At 69.4% G+C, this 16,984-nt stretch carries 19 protein-coding genes; 1 reads left to right on the forward strand and 18 read right to left on the reverse strand.

Annotation, left to right across the window (positions count from 1 at the left end; genetic code table 11):
• Positions 1-45: 45 nt before the first annotated feature.
• The 16 genes from AB0I60_RS04970 to AB0I60_RS05045 form a co-directional block, all read right to left on the reverse strand.
• Positions 46-675 carry a PIG-L family deacetylase gene (locus tag AB0I60_RS04970; RefSeq protein ID WP_360725908.1) on the reverse strand — a complete coding sequence of 210 codons (630 nt, stop codon included), beginning with the start codon at positions 673-675 and terminating at the stop codon, positions 46-48.
• Positions 676-680: 5 nt separating this feature from the next.
• On the reverse strand, positions 681-1,535 hold the full coding sequence (locus AB0I60_RS04975; protein ID WP_360725909.1) for a 5'-3' exonuclease H3TH domain-containing protein: 855 nt from the start codon (positions 1,533-1,535) through the stop codon (positions 681-683).
• Positions 1,535-2,677, reverse strand: coding sequence for a glycosyltransferase family 4 protein (locus AB0I60_RS04980; RefSeq protein ID WP_360725910.1), 1,143 nt, complete (start codon positions 2,675-2,677; stop codon positions 1,535-1,537). Before AB0I60_RS04980 ends, AB0I60_RS04975 begins: the two co-directional genes overlap by 1 nt.
• Positions 2,670-3,212 carry a phosphoribosyltransferase family protein gene (locus tag AB0I60_RS04985; protein ID WP_360725911.1) on the reverse strand — a complete coding sequence of 181 codons (543 nt, stop codon included), beginning with the start codon at positions 3,210-3,212 and terminating at the stop codon, positions 2,670-2,672. The genes AB0I60_RS04980 and AB0I60_RS04985 overlap by 8 nt, the downstream gene beginning before the upstream one ends.
• Positions 3,213-3,230: 18 nt before the next feature.
• The gene (locus AB0I60_RS04990) at positions 3,231-4,208 is read right to left on the reverse strand and encodes a radical SAM protein (RefSeq protein ID WP_360725912.1); all 978 of its coding nucleotides are present in this window, start codon (positions 4,206-4,208) and stop codon (positions 3,231-3,233) included.
• Positions 4,205-5,281: a glycosyltransferase gene (locus AB0I60_RS04995; protein ID WP_360725913.1), complete on the reverse strand. Its 1,077-nt coding sequence runs from the start codon at positions 5,279-5,281 to the stop codon at positions 4,205-4,207. Before AB0I60_RS04995 ends, AB0I60_RS04990 begins: the two co-directional genes overlap by 4 nt.
• Entirely contained in the window at positions 5,266-5,727 is a 462-nt protein-coding gene (locus tag AB0I60_RS05000; protein ID WP_360725914.1) for a DUF6884 domain-containing protein, read from the reverse strand. The genes AB0I60_RS04995 and AB0I60_RS05000 overlap by 16 nt, the downstream gene beginning before the upstream one ends.
• Positions 5,724-6,281 (reverse strand): SUMF1/EgtB/PvdO family nonheme iron enzyme, encoded by a 558-nt coding sequence (locus AB0I60_RS05005; protein ID WP_360725915.1) that lies wholly within the window; start codon positions 6,279-6,281, stop codon positions 5,724-5,726. The genes AB0I60_RS05000 and AB0I60_RS05005 overlap by 4 nt, the downstream gene beginning before the upstream one ends.
• 5 nt (positions 6,282-6,286) lie before the next feature.
• A complete protein-coding gene (locus tag AB0I60_RS05010) occupies positions 6,287-7,252 on the reverse strand; it encodes a Retron-type reverse transcriptase (protein WP_360725916.1) in 966 nt (321 codons plus the stop codon).
• Between the two features lie 15 nt (positions 7,253-7,267).
• Positions 7,268-7,972, reverse strand: a complete 705-nt coding sequence (gene queC / locus AB0I60_RS05015) for a 7-cyano-7-deazaguanine synthase QueC (protein ID WP_360725917.1) — start codon at positions 7,970-7,972, stop codon at positions 7,268-7,270.
• A 6-nt stretch (positions 7,973-7,978) separates the two neighbouring features.
• A complete protein-coding gene (locus AB0I60_RS05020) occupies positions 7,979-8,461 on the reverse strand; it encodes a hypothetical protein (protein WP_360725918.1) in 483 nt (160 codons plus the stop codon).
• A gap of 225 nt (positions 8,462-8,686) precedes the next feature.
• On the reverse strand, positions 8,687-8,932 hold the full coding sequence (locus AB0I60_RS05025; protein WP_360725919.1) for a hypothetical protein: 246 nt from the start codon (positions 8,930-8,932) through the stop codon (positions 8,687-8,689).
• Between the two features lie 1,776 nt (positions 8,933-10,708).
• A complete protein-coding gene (locus tag AB0I60_RS05030; protein WP_360725920.1) occupies positions 10,709-11,206 on the reverse strand; it encodes an NUDIX domain-containing protein in 498 nt (165 codons plus the stop codon).
• 68 nt (positions 11,207-11,274) lie between these two features.
• Positions 11,275-12,114 carry an endonuclease/exonuclease/phosphatase family protein gene (locus AB0I60_RS05035; RefSeq protein WP_360725921.1) on the reverse strand — a complete coding sequence of 280 codons (840 nt, stop codon included), beginning with the start codon at positions 12,112-12,114 and terminating at the stop codon, positions 11,275-11,277.
• Positions 12,105-12,758, reverse strand: coding sequence for a dTMP kinase (gene tmk, locus AB0I60_RS05040; protein WP_360725922.1), 654 nt, complete (start codon positions 12,756-12,758; stop codon positions 12,105-12,107). Before tmk ends, AB0I60_RS05035 begins: the two co-directional genes overlap by 10 nt.
• Positions 12,755-13,888, reverse strand: a complete 1,134-nt coding sequence (locus tag AB0I60_RS05045; protein ID WP_360725923.1) for a radical SAM protein — start codon at positions 13,886-13,888, stop codon at positions 12,755-12,757. Before AB0I60_RS05045 ends, tmk begins: the two co-directional genes overlap by 4 nt.
• Positions 13,889-14,120: 232 nt before the next feature.
• On the opposite strand from AB0I60_RS05045, the gene AB0I60_RS05050 reads away from it, so the two are divergent.
• Positions 14,121-15,179: a LysR family transcriptional regulator gene (locus AB0I60_RS05050; protein WP_360725924.1), complete on the forward strand. Its 1,059-nt coding sequence runs from the start codon at positions 14,121-14,123 to the stop codon at positions 15,177-15,179.
• Positions 15,180-15,510: 331 nt separating this feature from the next.
• Here the strand turns inward: AB0I60_RS05050 and AB0I60_RS05055 are convergent, their stop codons facing one another.
• Both AB0I60_RS05055 and AB0I60_RS05060 read right to left on the reverse strand, forming a co-directional pair.
• A complete protein-coding gene (locus AB0I60_RS05055; protein ID WP_360726810.1) occupies positions 15,511-15,834 on the reverse strand; it encodes a DUF6355 family natural product biosynthesis protein in 324 nt (107 codons plus the stop codon).
• Positions 15,835-16,207: 373 nt separating this feature from the next.
• Entirely contained in the window at positions 16,208-16,792 is a 585-nt protein-coding gene (locus AB0I60_RS05060) for a Scr1 family TA system antitoxin-like transcriptional regulator (RefSeq protein WP_360726812.1), read from the reverse strand.
• Positions 16,793-16,984: the final 192 nt, after the last annotated feature.

Consider the following 16,984-nt stretch of genomic DNA (forward strand, 5'->3'; position numbering starts at 1 on the left):
GCAGCGTACTTCCCTTGACAAGCCCGTTTAAGCGGCTGGCTGCCCCTATAGGGTGATAGCTGCGGGGAGGCGCCCGAGGCCGGGTAGTGGGACGAAGTTCTCAGCGTGCGAGACGCCGATGCGTGCGCCCCACAGTCGGGCGAGATTCTCGGCCATCGGCGCGAAGTGTTCGGCGATGGGCTGTGAGGAGTGCGTGGCAAGCGCGTGTTGCTTGGTGACCCAGGTGGTGGTGATGTCGATGGTGGTGTGGGCGGGAACGGGGCCGTCGAGGGTGAGGCTGTTGTAGGTGTCGGTGGTGTAGACCCGCCGAGGGTGTCCGGTGGCGATCACGACTTCGGGAAGTGCCTCCAGCACGGCTTCGGCGATGCGCCGGTGGTCGGGGTGCACATCGCGCAGCGGGTGGGTGAGCACAACTTCGGGGCGCGTGTCCAGCAGCAGTTCGCGTACTGCCGCTGCGGTGGGCTCGTTGATCTCGTGGTGCCCTGCGCCGAGTACGGCGGCCCCGGCTGCAGCCTCGCTGGCACGGGGCTCGGGGTGGCGCGGGACGGCAACGGTGACGTCGGCACCAGCGGCGGCGCAGAGAGCGAGCGTGCCGCCTGCCCAGAGTTCGGCGTCGTCGGGATGCGCCATCACGGTCAGGACCGAGGTGGGTGTGATGAACGCGGTCGTGGTCACCGGAGTCACCACAGTCCGAGCTTGTCGATGACCTCGGCGGGCGTGGGCAGTGCCCTGCTGCTGCGGCCGACAGGTAGCAGGGGCAGGGCGAGGTCGGTTCGCATCCTGATCAGGTCGCGCCAGCCGAGTACCTGGTTCCAGGTTTGGGCGACGGCCTTGCCTTTGGTGCCGGTGAGTCGTCCGGCGTCGGCGAGCTGGTCGAGGGTGAGGCCGCCGGCCAGGAGCTTGGCTGCGGTGCCCGTGCCGACGCCGCGCACGCCGGGGATGTTGTCGGCCGGGTCGCCGGTGAGGGCCCGGAAGTCCGTCCACTGAGCTGGTTGGACCTGGTAGCGGTTGAACACGGTGTCGGGTTCGATGTGGCGGCGGCCTCGCTTCATGGCGGTGTTGCGCACCCGGACGTGGTCGTCGATGAGCTGGTAGAAGTCGCGGTCACCGGACATGATCCACACTCGACGTTCGGGGTCGTTGCGGCGGACGTGGGTGACGAGGGTGGCGATCACGTCGTCGGCTTCGGCCGTCTCGATCTCGATCCACGCCGGCTCGTACGCGGTCAACGCTTCCTGGACGTGCGGGATGGCGCGGATGGGTTTGAGCGCGGCTTCGTCGAGGACGCGGTTGGCCTTGTAGTCGCTGTCGGTGGCTTGGCGTTCGGCAGCGCCGTGCTGGCCGTCGAACACCACGATCACCTCGGGCGGCGAGGTGAACTCCTCGCGTATGGCTACGCGCAGTAGTGCGAAGAAGGCGAACTCGGCGGTCAGATCGCGGGTTCTGTCGCGCGAGTGGATCGCGGCGGGGAAGCCGAAGGCTCCGCGCCAGAGCAGGTTGTGGCCGTCGACCAGCAGGAGTGGGACATCGGTCATCACCGCACCGCCTTGAGGAAGTCATGGGCGACTGTGGTGGGCAGATAGTCCCGCGAGCGGTAGTACGCAGCCCGTGATAGCGCTGCGTAGCGTATCGGATCGTCGAGGAGTGCTTCGGCGGCATCCCACAGCCCGAACTCGCCGTGGGCGCGGGGTACCACGACCCCGCCCGCTCCGTCTCCGGTGCCGATGAGCGCGGGCAGGTTGTCCACGTCGAAGGCGACGACCGGGGTGCCGACGCTCATGGCCTCCAAGGCGACGAGCCCGAAGGTCTCCTTGGTCGAGGGCACGACGACCACCGCGGCGTCGGCGAGCCACGGCTGGACCTGATCCCAGGGCAGACCCCCGTGGTGGATGCTGCACATGAGCAGGTGGGCGGCGGAATGGGGGCAGCGGCGGTACTCGGTGGCCTGTGCGCCGGCGGCGTGCTCGAACCCGGCCTCGGCGAGGACGACCTCGATGCCGCGGTCGACGAGACGACCGGCGTCGAGCAGGGCGCGGACGTTCTTCTCCGGCCCGAGCCGGGCCAGCACTCGCACCGGGCCGCCCTGCCGCAGCACCTCGCGCCGGCGGGCATCGGGCGCGCTGTGCTCGTCGAGCAGGGCGTTGGACACGATCCGCCAGCAGGTGCCGTCGTAGCTCCGATCGTGGGCGTGACCGAGGACGGTGGCCGATGGCGCGACCACCACGTCGGCCCGTTCCAAGGCGGGCACGAGGTCCTGGTCATGGCCGACGACGTGCATCGCCAGCACCGTGCGCACCCCGTCGCAAGCTGGAGCGAGGCGCCCGAGTCCCCACAAGGCATCGACGTAGACAGCGATGTCGACGCCGTGGCGGCGGTAGAGGGCGCGCATGTCGGCGGCGATGATCTCGTCCTGGCCGTGGGTGCTGATCGCCTCGCGCAGTTCATCGTCGTCTGCGGGGAAGGTGACCCCGACCGATCCGAGCACCACCAGGTCCTCGTCCATCCCCTCGTCGGTGGCCTGATCGGGCTCGGTGGCGGTGATGATCAGGGTGCGGTGTCCGAGCCGGCGCAGGCCGTGGGCGAGGGCGGCGGTGGCGCGTTCCATCCCGGCCGGGGCGTCGGGGGTGTAGGAGGCCAGGACGAACGCGACGGTCAGCGGCTGGATTGCGTCAGGCATGGTTGGTCACCCGCTCCGGGATGGGAATGTCGGTGGTCGGCTGGTCGGGGCGCTTCTCCCAGGGGAAGCTGACCCAGTCCGACACCGTCCACACCGAGTAGTCGGGGCCGTTCTGGGCCCCGGTGTTCAGACACAGCGTCGCGGTGATCACTCGGGTGTCCGGGGCGAGGACCGGGGTGAGGACGTTGCGGAGTTTGTGCAGGGTCGCGCCGCTGCCGCAGATGTCGTCGACCACGAGGATCGTGCCGGCGAGCTTTTTGCGGCCGAGGGTGCGGCGGAAGGCGTCGAAGTCGACGGCGACCCTGCCGGTGGCCTGCCGGTACAGGCCGTCGTCGGCGTTGTGCCGGGCCTGGACGCTCCGGGGTTTCACGCCGAGTCGGCCGGCGAGGATGCGGGCGGGTGCGAGGCCGCCGTTGGCGATGCCGATGACGTGGTCGACCTTCGGGTGGTCGCGGCTGATGGCGGCGAACAGCAGCAGGCAGGCGTCGCTCAGGGTCTCGGGGGTGACCCGCCAGATGCGTTGGTGCTCGAACACGCGCTGTGGGGGTGCGGTTCATGCCGAACCGTCCCGTCCGGTCAAGGCCAGGCTGACCGGCCCGGTCAGGGGCCGCAGGGCGGCGATGGCGGTGGTGTCAGGTGTGTTGCGCCAGACCTGTCCGTCGGCGCGCACGACGGTGAACCCGGCGGCGTCGGCGCGGGTACGCAGCCGCACCGGAACCGGGGTCGTGCCGAGCGCGGCGACCAGGTGGCGGGCGTCTTCGTCAGGCACCTGTTCGGTGGTGGCGAGTGAGGCCCCGTCACCGAAGGGCAGGTACTGCAGGACGGTCACGCCGTGGACGCCGAGATGATCGGCCAGCTCGACCAGCTCGGGTAGCCCGGCGGCGGTGGAACGCATGAGCACGGTCTGGATCTGGGTCGGGATGCCGTAGGCGAGGGCGGCGCGGATGCCGGAGACGGCTTTGGCGAAGCAGCCCTTGCCGCGCCACCGGTCGTGACGCTCGGGGTCGGGGCCGTCGAGGCTGACCCGGATCGCGTCGACCCGGCGGGCGAGGGCTTCGGCGCGGCGGGGCAGGTGGGTGCCGTTGGTGGTGACGCTGACCGCGCAGCCGCCGTCGACCAGCACATCGAGCAGGGTGGGCAGGTCGCGGATGAGCAGCGGTTCGCCGCCGGAGACGTCCACACCGAGAACCCCGGACGAGGCGATCCTGGCGGCGACCTCGGCGCGCTCGCCGCGGACGGGTTCCGGGACTGTCTTGTCGTCCAGGCAGTGCGGGCAGGCCAGATTGCAGCGCACGATGGGCGACCAGCACACGCTGACAGGCATCACGTCGCCCAGCTCACCGGGGTGGACTTCCGGTAGCGAGGTGATGCCCTCGTTGGTCAGGGCGGTGCGTCCGGCGAGGATCGGCTGGCCGATTCGGTGGGTCGAGCCGGTGAGCGGGTCGTAGACGACACCGGTCCCGCCGCGCGTGCCGCAGCCGACCATCCGGCCCGCCGAGGCGCGGCCGTTGGTCGTGGTGGTCGTGGTCATGGGCGTCCCTCGCAGTGGGTGAGCAGCTCGGACATGGATGCGGTGAAGGCGTGGGTGCGGCCTCGCGGCGCGGGCAGCTCCAGCAGGTCGCGGTAGCGGGCCAGCGTGCGCGGCCAGCCGACGAGCTTGTGCTGCCACTGCTCGGCGGCATCGGGTGGGTCGAGGTGGAACCCGACGGCTTGACGCAGCGGGATGACCAGCAGCCCGGCGGCGATCAGGCACGCCCCGAGGTAGGTGTCCTCCATGCCCCACCCCAGTCGGCCGAACTCCGCGTCGAAGCCGCCGACATCGAGCACGGCGGCGCGCGGCACGGCGACCAGGGCGGTGACGACCATGCGGGGCAGGTCCCAGTCGTAGTAGGACTGCCCATACCCGAGGTCGATGAAATCGCGGGTGTCGTCGAGTGGGCGGCCGTCGAGCGGCTCGGGCAGCGTGATCCCGCTGTAGGGCAGCGTGGTGTGCGGAGGTGGTCGCCACACGACCCGGTGGTCGGCGGCGAGGTTCGGGATGCGGCCCAGGATGGCCGGGTCCTGGGAGTGGACCTCGTGGCGCAGGTTGTGGCGGAAGCCGACCAGCACGCTGGTGTCGGTGGCGCGGGTGGCGACGTCGGTGATCACGTGCGGCGGGATCACCATGTCGCCGTCGAGGTAGAGCACCGTCTGCCCTGTGGCGAGGGCGGTGCCGACGTTGCGGGCGGTGGCCGCGCCCATCCTTCGCGGCAGCCGCACCAGTCGGTCGACCACCCGGTGCCGCGCGGCGACGTGGGCGGTGTTGTCGGTGCTGGCGTCGTCGACGACGATGACCTCGAACTCGTACCGGTGGTGCTGGGCGTCCAGGGCGTCGAGCACGGTCGGCAGGCTGTAGCCGACCTGGTGGGCCGGGATGACCACCGAGACGGTGCGTGCGGACGCCAGCCAGCAGTCCGACGGGGTGGGCTGGTGCCAGCCGACCCCGTCGGCGAGGGCCTCCCAGGCATGGGTACTGGAGCTGTGGTTGTTGCCATGCCGCAGCAACTCCTCCCGCAGCGGCAGAGGGCCAGGGACGAACTCGGACGTGGTCACAGCCAGCCCCACCCGGACAACACTGCGCTCGTCCCGGCCCAGTCGACGGGGTCGGGCAGCACCGTCAAGGTCAGCGGCGGTGCATGGTCGAACAGGCACTCGGCGGCGGCCAGGTACAGCGGCTTCAATACCACCAGCACGTGCCGCAACGCCTCGGCCCGCAGGTCGGTGGTCAGGCGTGCGGACACACGAGCCCGGAGCGCCTGTGCTTCGCCGCGGGTACGCAGCTTGTGCTCGTAGGTGCCCACGAGGTCGTCGGGGTGCAGCAGGCCGCATGCGCCGGACAGGATGCGCAGCCGTGCCCGATGCTCGGGTGCGAGGTGGTCGCGCAGCCGGGGCGTGAGCGCGCCCTGGTACAGCTCCAGCGCCGGGACCGGGGTCGTGGTGACCAGCTTCTCCCGGCTGCAGGAAACGATGATCAGTCCCTGCTCGAGGTCGAGCCTGCCGGTGGGAGTCATGGCTGACGCACCACCCGCAACCCGATGCCCGGCGAAGCCAGTTCGGCGGGCGCGGCGTTGCGGAAGGTGTTACGCGCGTACAGCACGGACGAGGCATAGGAGCTGCCGCGCAGCGTGACGCCGCCGCCCATCGTGACGCGGGCGGTCCACTCCCACACGTTGCCCGCCACGTCCAACAGCCCCTCCGGGGTCGCCCCGTCGGGGTGGGCGTCGACCGGGCAGGTGGTGTCGAGGCCGCAGCCACGCAGATTCGCCAACTCGGGCGTCCAGTCCTGGTCGCCCCACGGCCAGCGTCGCCGGGCGGGGCCGCCTGCCATCCACTCCCACTCCACCGAGGTCGGCAACCGCCCACCCAGGACGCGGGCGATCTCGGTGGCCTCGGCATGGGTCATCCCGGTGACCGGGTGCAGCCCGCGTTCACCACCGGGCTCCCCGCGAAGCTGGGCGCGCGTGATCGGGGTGCACGTCCACAGCAGCGTGCCGACCTCGACCGGCCGGGCATCGTCGCCGAATCGACATGTCCCGCCGGATACCTCGACCCACTCGATCTTCATGGTGCTCAGCCCCCGATCAGGAACAGGTCTTCGACGTTGGCGCGCGCCCGCACGCGGCTTTTGGACTCGTTGGGCCGCATCCCGAATCGGACGAGCGCCTCGGCGATGACGGTGAAGGCGACGCGGGCTTCGGTCTCGTCGGCGACGAAGGCGGCATAGTTGTCGGCGAACCGCACCACGCGCAGCCCGCCCAGCAGGGCGTCGGGCCGGGACAGGCGCAGGTTGATCAACAACGGCGCGAGCCCGGAACCCGGCGCGATCGGGTACGGCATCGCGGCCAGCGCGGTGCGCACCCGATCGAGGAAGGTGCCGTCGTGGACGTGCTGGGCACACCAGTCGACAACCTGCTCGACGGTGGCGCCCTCGGACACCGAGGCCACGTCGATGTCGGTGACCGCCCGCAATCCGGCCGCGACGTGAGCCGCGGCGTGGCGCAGCGCGGTGATGCGGTTGCGGCGAGGCCGGTAACCGGACACCCAGTCGGCCAGCACCTGCGTTTCCAGGATCGGCTCGATCGCGTTGCGCAGCGCGCGGTGCACCAGCCGGTCGATCATCGTGGGCACGCACGCCGTCATCGACTTGCCGGTGTAGGTCGGGAAGGCCACCTCCCGTACTGGGCCCGGTCGCCAGGTGCCCTCGGCCAACTGCTCGGCCAGCCGGGGCAGCAGTTCGGAAGCACGCCGCCGCAACTCCCCGAGCGTCATCCGGTCCGCGCCGGGCGCTGAGGTGCGCCGTCCGCACTGCCGCAACGCGGTACGCAGGCGCTTCTCGTCCAGCAACGGCATCAGCGAGTGCGTCTGCAGGACAGGGGTTGGTGCCACAGCGGGCGGGTGCGCTAGGGTCGGCTCCGCTTGAGCGGCAGGCACGATCCCTTGATCACCGAGAACAGGCTCGCAACCCAACACGCGCGAGCCCTGGACGAGGGAAAGACGGCCCCGTTCAAGCCCAGGGTCGGCGGGCTTCGCGTCCACGATTCCCACGCTCCTTCACGCGGCCCGGTACACGGTGGGGTCGGTGATGCCGTTGTCGCGGAAGGCTTCTTGGCGTTCGGTGCACGTTCCGCAGGTGCCGCAGTGCACCTCTCGTCCCCGGTAGCAGGACCACGTGCGGGCGAACGGCACCGCCAGCGCCTCGCCGAAGCGCACGATGTCGGTCTTGGTCAGCGTCAGGAAAGGGGCAAGTACCTGGAACCCCGGCACCAGCAGGCCCTCGTTGGCCGCCTGCACGCTGCGGGCGAACCGCTCCACGAACTCCGGCCGGCAATCGGGGTAGATGGTGTGGTCCCCGGCGTGCGCGCCGAAGGCGACTGCGTCCGCGCGCACCGCGACAGCGACCGCCACGGCGATGTCGAGCATGATCGCGTTGCGGTTCGGCACCACCGTGGCCGCCATCGACTCGTCGGTGTAGTGCCCGTCGGGCACCGCCACCGAGGCGTCGATCAATGCCGAACCGGTCAGCAGCGCGCCCAGGCTGGTCAGGTCGATGATCCGGTGCGGGCTCAGGAGCAGCCGTGCGATCTCGGCGGCGTGATCGAGTTCGACGCGGTGGCGTTGTCCGTAGTCGAACGAGACCAGCGTCAGGCGGCTGTGGCGGGCGGCCAACCAGTAGGCCAGCACGGTGGAGTCCAGGCCACCGGAGGCGATGACGACCGCGTGTTCAGGGTGCCGGTGCTCGGAGTGGTCGATCGTCATGGCCGGTCACCACGTCCGCGTGAAGGTACGCCGAACCGCGCCGACAACGGCTCCCCAACTCGGGAGTTCCTCGCCCGGCTCGGGGCGCTGCAACCAGCACATGCCGCCCTCGGTCGTGCCGGAAGCGGGCAGCGCGACCGTGTCGCCCGGCTTGTACCACCCGACCTGGGCGGCCATGAGGTCATCGACGGTCGACTGGCGCATGGGCGTGCGCGGCTGGGTCAGGAAGACCCAGTCGGCCGCCTTCTTGCCGGGCACGACGATGATCGGCGCGCACATCATCGCCCGGACGAGCTCGTGGTTCACCTCGCTGCCGAACCCGGCCCGCATCACCAGCGCGTCGACCGTCTCGCCCAAGCGCAGCTGGACTTCGCCGGTTTGCGAGTCGATCGTGGTCGGCCAGCTCAACAGGTTGGTGTAGTACCGCAGGAGGACGCTCGGCGCGATGACGTCAGGCTGCCGGGTGTCGGTCGCGGTTGCTGTGGTCATGAAAAGGCTCCCGTCGTGCAGGGGATGGTGCGGCGGAGCCGAGGCGCCTCAAAGGGAAAACCCCGGCCCCGCCGTGACGAGGACGCGGCACTTCATGGCCGCGCGGATCGCGCTGATCAACAGTCGGCGCGAGTTCGTGAATCAGAGGAAGTCAGGCATCGCTCCGACCTCGTACCAGCCGACCTGACGTGGAGCGCGCGGTCGTTGGCCGGTTGCCGAGACGGCTCACGCGGCTTCGCTTTCCCTGATGAAGCCCAAGCCGTGCGTGCCGACCGTCGCCAGCGCGTGCGACAACACCGGTGACGGCGGCTGCTTCGGCTGACGCCAATGCCTACCGACGTAGGGCGACACGGTCTGGCTGTGTCTGCCGGACGTGGTCTCGGAGCGTCGTTGCCGGAACATCCGCCATAGCCGGCAACCGACGAACATCACAGCGGCGATCGCCGTGATGACGGAAGCCAGGGGAATCACGTGGACCCACCTCGCAGGGCGGGGATCGCGACGGAACCAGGTATCGGGGTCGTGGTTCCGCCGCGACATGGCGGTGAAGCGGGGCGCTCCGCGTCGGCTGGGGGTTGACCGCCGCTGTACTGCTTCACCGTGCTCGCTGTACCGGTCTCCTCGGAGAGGCCAGGCCCACCGGGGGTAGGGGTGGCGGCCACCTCAAGGGCCGTGGCGAGAACGGAGCGGAACTGCCCGGCCTCAGCGGCACCGAGCCTGGCGACCTCACCTGGGGGTGCCATCACTACGACGTCCGAGCCACGCACGAGCACCGTCAGGCTCCGAGGGCGGCCGGTGATATCGCGGCACGTCACCACCCAAGGTCCATGGTCGTTCATCGTGCGTCACCGCCTCGTGCGGTGGTCCAACTCCGTACCCACACCGGCTGCACGAGAGATTTTGCACAGCGAGCTTTGTTTGTGGGCATCGCGGAACCGCGGGTTCCGCGAATCGCTGGGAGAGCGTCATCATCTACCCCGTAACTCAGCGAGTCCCGATTTACTTTTGTCCCTAACTGCCGCTACTCCCATAGCGTCGAGCGCTCGGTTGTTCACCGGCCGAACCGGAGCGACGGGCAACGGTGCAGGTAGAACCGCTGTTGACCCGCCAACGCAGCTAAACGTCCGCCGCGTGGCGCGAACCAGAGCGGGGACGCAGCGGCGATGGGGCGTCCAATGGGCGGCGGGGCATGTGACCTGCGGATTTTCCAATCTGGCACGTTTGTGTCAAATGGGTGAATCCGTGTAACACGCTGCGCAATGGCCCAGAACTGCGGGGCATGATGGGACAACTTGCGATGGCCGCAGTCAGTGTCGAACCACACGAACAGGGACACTCCGCAAGCCGACTCGCTTCAAACTGGTCAAGATCTTGAGATCCTGGGTGCCCTTGACGCGAGTCGCGCTTGACCTGCGCAAGCTGCAGCGGGCGATCCTGGAGCCACCTGCGCGGAGGGTGTGGCATGACTGTGCGGCGACAGAACCTCGCGGAACGTTGTGAAGCCCTGGGGGTACACCATGAGGCACTCACTAGCAGGATGGGGCCGACCGTTCCACGATCGCACGCTGGGAGCGAGGCGGTCATAAGCCGCAGCCTTGAATGCGGCTGAACTTGGCGAAGGCACTCCAGCGCCACTCGATCGCCTCGTTGCCCTTCCGGATGGAACAGTTCCACAGCACACAATCACATCAACGGTTGCGCCCCGAACCCCAGCGGGGCTGAGCCACCTTTACGGTCAGCAAGTCGTCGACGGCATCTTTGCAACGGCTCAATAGTGGAGGTCTCCGACCGTACAATCGGCGGCGGTGCCCTGTATCCGTCGGCGGCAGCGATCGGACACGAAGCCTGCGATACAACCGCTTCGTTGCACTCGGCGAGGATGGCCCATCAGCTCCGGGCACTCGGTAGCGTGTCGACCCTGACGCCGAAGACGAGGAACTGTCCTCTTTCCTTGCTGCTCTGGCCGGCCTCTCGGACTCCTCCAGGGAAGCCACTAGCGTGGTGTCGTCGTGGCCGGTATGAGCGACGACGAGGCGAGTCCCCTCTACGTCGCGGAGGACCCTACCGTCGCGTTGAGGAGGTCGGCGAAGTCCCCGGCCCCGTCCTCGGGGCACTCCCGCCGCCAAACGATGATCGACGGTGCGAGTTCCTCGGTCGGGAGCAGCCCGCGTGGTGACGTTGCGGTATGCACTTGCTCGGTCGTGCCGCCCGGTCGGCGAAGCCGGGTGGGGTCGGCGTGCCTGCTGGTCAGCCGGCGAGGGTGAGAGGTGTGGGGCTGAACCGGTCGTCGAGCAGGTCGTCGAGCAGGGCGGGCAGTTCGGCGGGCAGCAGTTTGTCGCGGCACTGCCGCAGCTCGTCGGCCGGCCACCAGCGCCGTTCGATCAGCCCGGCTTTCTCGTTGTCGGTGGGTTGGAGTGCGGCTTGCGGGGCGGTGCCGGGGGTGTGGCCGAGGAAGACGTGCTCGATGCGGTGGTGGTCGCGGCCTTGGTAGCGGAAGCGGGATTCGCGCACCCATAGCTTGCGGCCGAGGGCGGGCAGGATGATCCCGGTCTCTTCGGCGAGTTCGCGTCGCGCGGCATCGTGCAGGTCTTCGCCTTCGTCGAGGCCGCCGCCGGGTAGTTCCCACCAGTGGTGGGCGGGGTCGGCGGGGTCGAGGGCGTGGATGAGCAGTACGCGGTCGGCGGGGTCGAGCAGCAGGACGCGGGCGCCGATGCGGGGTGTGACGGTGCCGGGTGAGGCGGTCATGGGGCGGCTGGTCCTTGCGGTCTGGGCTGACGGGTGGTCCGGCGGCCGACCGTGGACCGGCCGGTGGGTCAGAACAGTGTGGGCTCCGGCTCGGCAGGTGTGGCCGCTGTGGCGGGGTTCGACGTTAGCAGCGTGTCGGTGGCGGTCAGCGCCAGGCGCACGGCGAGTCCAGAATGGTCGGTGAACCGGTAGCCGTCGGCCGTGGGTTCCCTGGTCTCGTGGATGTACTGGCAGCCGGTGAGCCGCTCGGCCAGGGCGGTCGAGCCGTGGGCGTGGTCGTAGCGGTAGCCCAGGTCCGCGCGGCGGGCCCAGCTGTGCTCGACCCGGTCGGGGTGCAGGTGCCGGAACAGGTCGAGCAGGCCATGTCGCGTGGTGAGGCCGGTGTAGAAGGCGTACTCGAACGGCGCGAACTGGCCCCGGTGTGCCGGGGTGTGGGTGGGCTCGAGCACGTTGAGGTCGCCGAGCAGCAGCAGCGGCGTCTCGCTTGCGGTGGCGTCCAGGGCGCGGTCGAAGTGGTGAAGCCAGGTCTTCTTGCGTTCGGTCTTTTCGGCGGTGGCGTCGCGGGAGGGGACGTAGGCGGCGACGACGCGTACCGGCCCGTCGGTGGTCTCGATGGCGACCCCGGTTGCGCGGGCGGGCAGGTAGTCCAGCGCCGCGCCGAGCGGGTCTGGTGTGGTGGGCAGCCTGCTGACGATCATCACGCCGAGTTCGCCGGGCGCATGGGCGGGGAAGGTGACCGCGTACCCGGCGGTGGTGAACGCCTCGGCGAGCAGCCGGCTGCCTGCGGTGGCCTTGGTCTCGGTCAGCACCAGCACGTCCTCCGGCCGCTCGGCCAGCCAGCGGAGTTGGCGCCGGGCGCGGTCCAGCGAGGGGGCGCCGACGTTAACGGTGATCAGGCTCAAGGACATGCCGCACTCTTCCCGGTCAGGAGCTGGTGGATGAGGGCCACGATCGTCGCGGCGATCGGTGAGGGCGGGTCGGCGGTGGCGTCCAGCGAGGCGACCGGCCAGCCCCGCTGTCGCAGGTCGGCCACGGCGTGAACGTACAGGTCGGTCTCCAGCCCGCTGTTGTCCTCGGCGCGCTCGAATCGGCTGTGCCCGCCGCGGGTCCGCAGCCGGGCGTCGATCACGACCGGATCGCCGGTGAGGACGACCGACAGGTCCGGCCGGTAGACGCCGTGGTTGAGCTGCCACACCACCTGCGGGGACAGTCCGTCGAGTCCTTGCAGCACCAGCGAGGAGGCGACGTAGCGGTCGCACACCACGACCCGGCCGTCCTGCAGCGCGGGCAGGATCTCGGTGGCGAGCTGGTGGTGCCGGTCGGCGGCGCACAGGCAGGCCAGGGCCATGCCCTGGTAGGTGTCGGTGCCGTGCCGGGCCAGCTCGCCCAGTGGGGCGCGGGACGGCTGGGCGGTCGCGTGCACCGGCACCCCGGCGGCGGTCAGCGTCTCGGCGACCAGGCGGGCGGCGGTGGACTTCCCGACCCCGCCGGGGCCGTCCAGGGTGATCAGCGATCCCGGCAGGCGACGCTCGTGCACGATCAGGCCGGTCATGCGGGCGTCAGCGGCAGCAGCCGACGTCCCTCGCCGTGGTCCTTCACGCGGTCGTCGACGACCGGGCACTGCCCGGTGTCGACGTCGCCGACACGGCCGCCGTTCGCGACGACGGCGGCCGGGCAGCCCTTGCCGCAGCCGGAGTCCATGGGGCACGCCGTGCAGGTGGGGTTCGCGCCTACCTGGTAGCGGTCGTGGAAGCGGTAGTCGTCCAGCCGGGCCGCGATGTCGGGGTCGGGGTCGGTGAGGATGTTGCCGACGATGAACTCGGTGTCGGCGTGCCGTGATCGCGGGGTGCGGGCGGCGAACACCAGGTACGGGCACACCGTGACCTCGCCGGGGGTGAACACGTAGATGATGGTCCCGGCCTCGCACCCGGCCAGCGGCCGGCCGTCGGTGTTCGGGAAGCGGATGTGTGCGATGTCCATGTCCGGGCCGTCGAACGGCACGGTCAGCTCGAAGATCTCCCGCATGTGCAGGGTGGTCTTGGCCAGCCTGTCCTTCGACTTGACGCCGCGGCCCATGCTGCCCAGCGGGTTGAGCAACACGTAGCGGGCCCCGTTGGCGCGGGCGAACGCGCACAGCCGGGCGTACTCCTCGTTCTGGGCCAGGGTGTTCGGTGTGCACAGCAGCCCCTGCAGGATGCCCGCGCGGCCGAGCTCCTCCACGGTGGCCACGGTGACGGCGAAACTGGCCCGGTCGCCCCGGAACCTGCCGTGCGAGTCGGCGGCGAACCCGTCCAGGGACACGTTGCAGTGCACGCCCAGCTCCACCAGCGCCGCGATCTGGATCGTGGTGAGAGTGGTGGCGTTGGTGCAGATCCCGACGTCCATCCCGGCCGTGCGGAAGGCGCGCACGATGTCCAGGAAGTCCGGGTGGATCGTGGGTTCCCCGCCGGTGAGGGTCACCCGGCGGACGCGGCACTCGGCCAGGCGCGGGATCACCTTCTCCACGACCTCGGCCAGCGGCATCTGCCTGCCGACCCGCGTGGCGGACACGAAGCAGTGGGCGCAGCGCAGGTTGCAGTCCTCGTTGATCTGGACCAGCGCCTTGCGGAACGGCTGCTCGACGGTGGTGCGGAAGTAGCAGGACGAGGCCACCTCGCCGGTGGCGATGCTGCGAGCGATCACGCGGAACCTCCGCCTTCCCCCGGACGCTCCTCGTCGGGCGCCACGGTCGGCGAGCCCGGCCGGACCCACCACACAGATGTTCGGTCGAACAGCACCGGGTCTTGAGCTTTCCGTGCGAACATTGACAAGACAGTTCGGCGGGACGGGCGAACAACAACAGTCCGACTGTCCGAGCGGACAAGTGCCCTGTCAGACCGGGTGCGTGAGAGCTGTGGCGAAGCGGGGAGGCGTGGTGCCGGACACCGGAGACGACGACCAGGCGGCGGAGCTGCTGGCGGCGCTGCTGGGCTGCCCGCCGGAACTGCTCGACATCAGCCTGGACCAACTGCGCACTCTGGCCGTCGTGCACACCACGGGCACCGCCCAGCGCGCCGCCCGCGCACTGGGGCGCGAGCAGTCCAGCGTGCAGAAGCAGCTTGACAACCTCAACAAGGCCGCGACCCGCTTGGTGGGCGAGGCGCTGGTGGTCAAACAAGGCCGGGGCAAGGACTTCCTGTTCACCCCGTCCGGCGAGCAAATCGTCGAACTCGCGCGGGAAACCCTGCTGTCGTGGACCGACAGCCTGCACCGCACCCGGCGCCGGGTCGGATCCACCGTCACCTTCGGCACCACCGAGTTCACCGTGCACTTCCTGGGCGCGGTGTGGCCAGCGCTGCGTGAGGACTTCGAGCGCAGCGGCGTGCAGCTCAACATCGAACACGTCCGCACCCGCGACCTGTGGCGCAAGCTCGACGGCAAGAAGGTCGACCTGGTGTGCGGCAGCTTCGCCGCCGAACCCGGCCACCCACCCGCCCTGGACTACGACTTCCTGGAATGGCACCGCGAACGCGTCGCCCTGCTCACCAACCTGTCCGCCCGCGAACTGCCCGACATCCCCGTCGGCGCCGGGCGGCTGCCCGACCTGCCGCTGCTCGCCCCGACCGCCGGACTGCTCGCCCAGTTCCTGGGCCGCTGGTACGGCCCCGACTACCGCGGCGTACTGCACATCATCGCCGACATCGACTCACTCAACTACGGCCTCAACCTACTCACCAGCGACCTGCTGCACGGCTGCCTGCTTACCACCGAACGCGTCGCCGACGCCGCCCTCGAAGGCCGCCTGCCCGGTCAGGGCCTACGCAAAATCGACCTCGCCGAGGACTACCAGCCCCGCCTCGAGATCGTCACCGGCCTGTTCGCCCGCACGGGCGAACGCGACCGCTACGCCGCCGACCACCCGCTCAACCTGCTGTGGAACGCCTTCGCCGACGCGACACCCACCCGCACCCTCCCCACCGCCCTCCCCGGCTGAGCCCATGCCGCCCGTCCCCACCCGGACAGAACCGGCTCGTCATCGGCGACAACCCGGCCCAAACCACAGCAGGACCGCAACGACCCCAGACGACGACTGATCCCTCGACTCGGCGGGGCAGGACGGAACGATCGTCCTGCCCCGCCGCCTCACGTTCGAAAAGGTGTTCCGCCGGCGGGCCCACGAGTTCGTGCCAGCGCGTAAGCGGCGATGCTGGTGCGTGAGCACGGCCGCGACCTCCGACGCCATGATGGTGTCGGCGGCGCTCACCGCGTGCTCGGTCCAGTCCGCTGCGGCCCGGATCCACCGTAGACGGTTTAGCACCATGGTCCTACACGTCCGGCTGGGTAAGCGAGCACATCGTGCGCCCGTCGACGACCAGCAGTCGAGGCGGCGTTGGGACGTAGTACGCGTTGGCGACGACGTCGCCGTCACCGGCTCGGAAGAAGGGCCTGGAAGCCCAGGGCGATACGCATTCAGCGTGATGCCGCCCGCTACGCCAGTCAACTCGGATCAGGATGAAGGAGTCGCCGCAATGCCCGTACCGGGACAACGCGCCTTCCGGATCATTGGGTGTGCGGTGGAAGCCGCACGTTGAAGAAGCGGCTGACCGCGCTGCTTGTGGCGACGCGGGCGGAGTTGCTACGACGAGCATCGTCACTGTGGCTATCGCAGGAAGAAGTGTGCTAACGATTCGTTTCACGGGTACCTCCTTGGAAGCTTTTCTGGTGAGCTTCCGATTCTGAGGCGTTGTCCCGCGAGAGTTGAACGGTTTTCTCGATTCGAAAACAAAAATATAGAATAGAAATCAGAACATGGTGGCGAGTAGTCCGACCCGCTCAAGGTCGAGCCCGGTCGATGCGGGCGCGCTGCGAACCGTCCAGCACGTCGACCTCGTCCGGCGTCGTCATTCCGTGTGTGCAGTGGTGCCGCGCTCGCGTCGGGCAGCACTCATGAACAACTTGCCACCGAGCTAGGTGGCAGCGCCAAGCATCATCGATGCGATGCAGTTGCTGCTATCAGTTGGATTAGCGGGGTCGTCTATGCCGGGTGAACTGGGCGAGCTGTTCGAACAGCGTGTGCGCCGCCAGGAGGTGGTCTGGCTCTTGGGTGAAGCGTGCCGCGTGGACGTAGGCGTAGAAGACGACCGCTGTGCCGTCGGGCAGGGAGAAGCGGGTCAGTGGGTGGTGCTCGATGCCGGGGTATACGCCTGCTGCGTGCTGAAGCACCCGGAGGGTCACGTCGCGGCGGTCGACGGTTGCGCTTTCGAGGACGTAGGCTGTGCAGCGATCGGCATCAAGACGTCCAAGGGCGGGGTTTATGCCGAGCGGCGCGAAAATATCGATCCGTTCTGAGGCGCGACACAGGACGTCGACCATGCTCGTAGCCAGGGGGCCCCACGCGCACTGCACTGTCGGGTCGGTCACCAACTCATTCGTGAGCCCTTTCTCTAGCCGATTTACGACGGCGGGAAACTGGCTGCTGCGCGCTGCGAGGTCTGCCATTGTGAAGCCGGCGGCTTCGCGGACGCGACGCAGTTCGATTCCGAGGAGGCGATTGCACAATGATGCCTTAGGTGTCGGGGAAAGCAGATGCTCATCGCGCCCGATCATGTTCACTCTCCGGTGTTCGTGGATCGATGCCGAAGGCAACGTCTAGAGAATGGGGCGGCAGGCACGGGCTTCCTGCCGCCCCGGTAGCCGACTCTGTTCGGCGCTCTGCGCACAACGTTCACGCGGGGGCGGCGTGTCGGCTGTGCGTGGCGGCGTGCGAACCGAGCCGGATGGTCTCGAGTAAGCGAGCTG

The sequence above is a fragment of the Actinosynnema sp. NPDC050436 genome (genome assembly GCF_040655415.1).
Classification (GTDB): domain Bacteria; phylum Actinomycetota; class Actinomycetes; order Mycobacteriales; family Pseudonocardiaceae; genus Actinosynnema.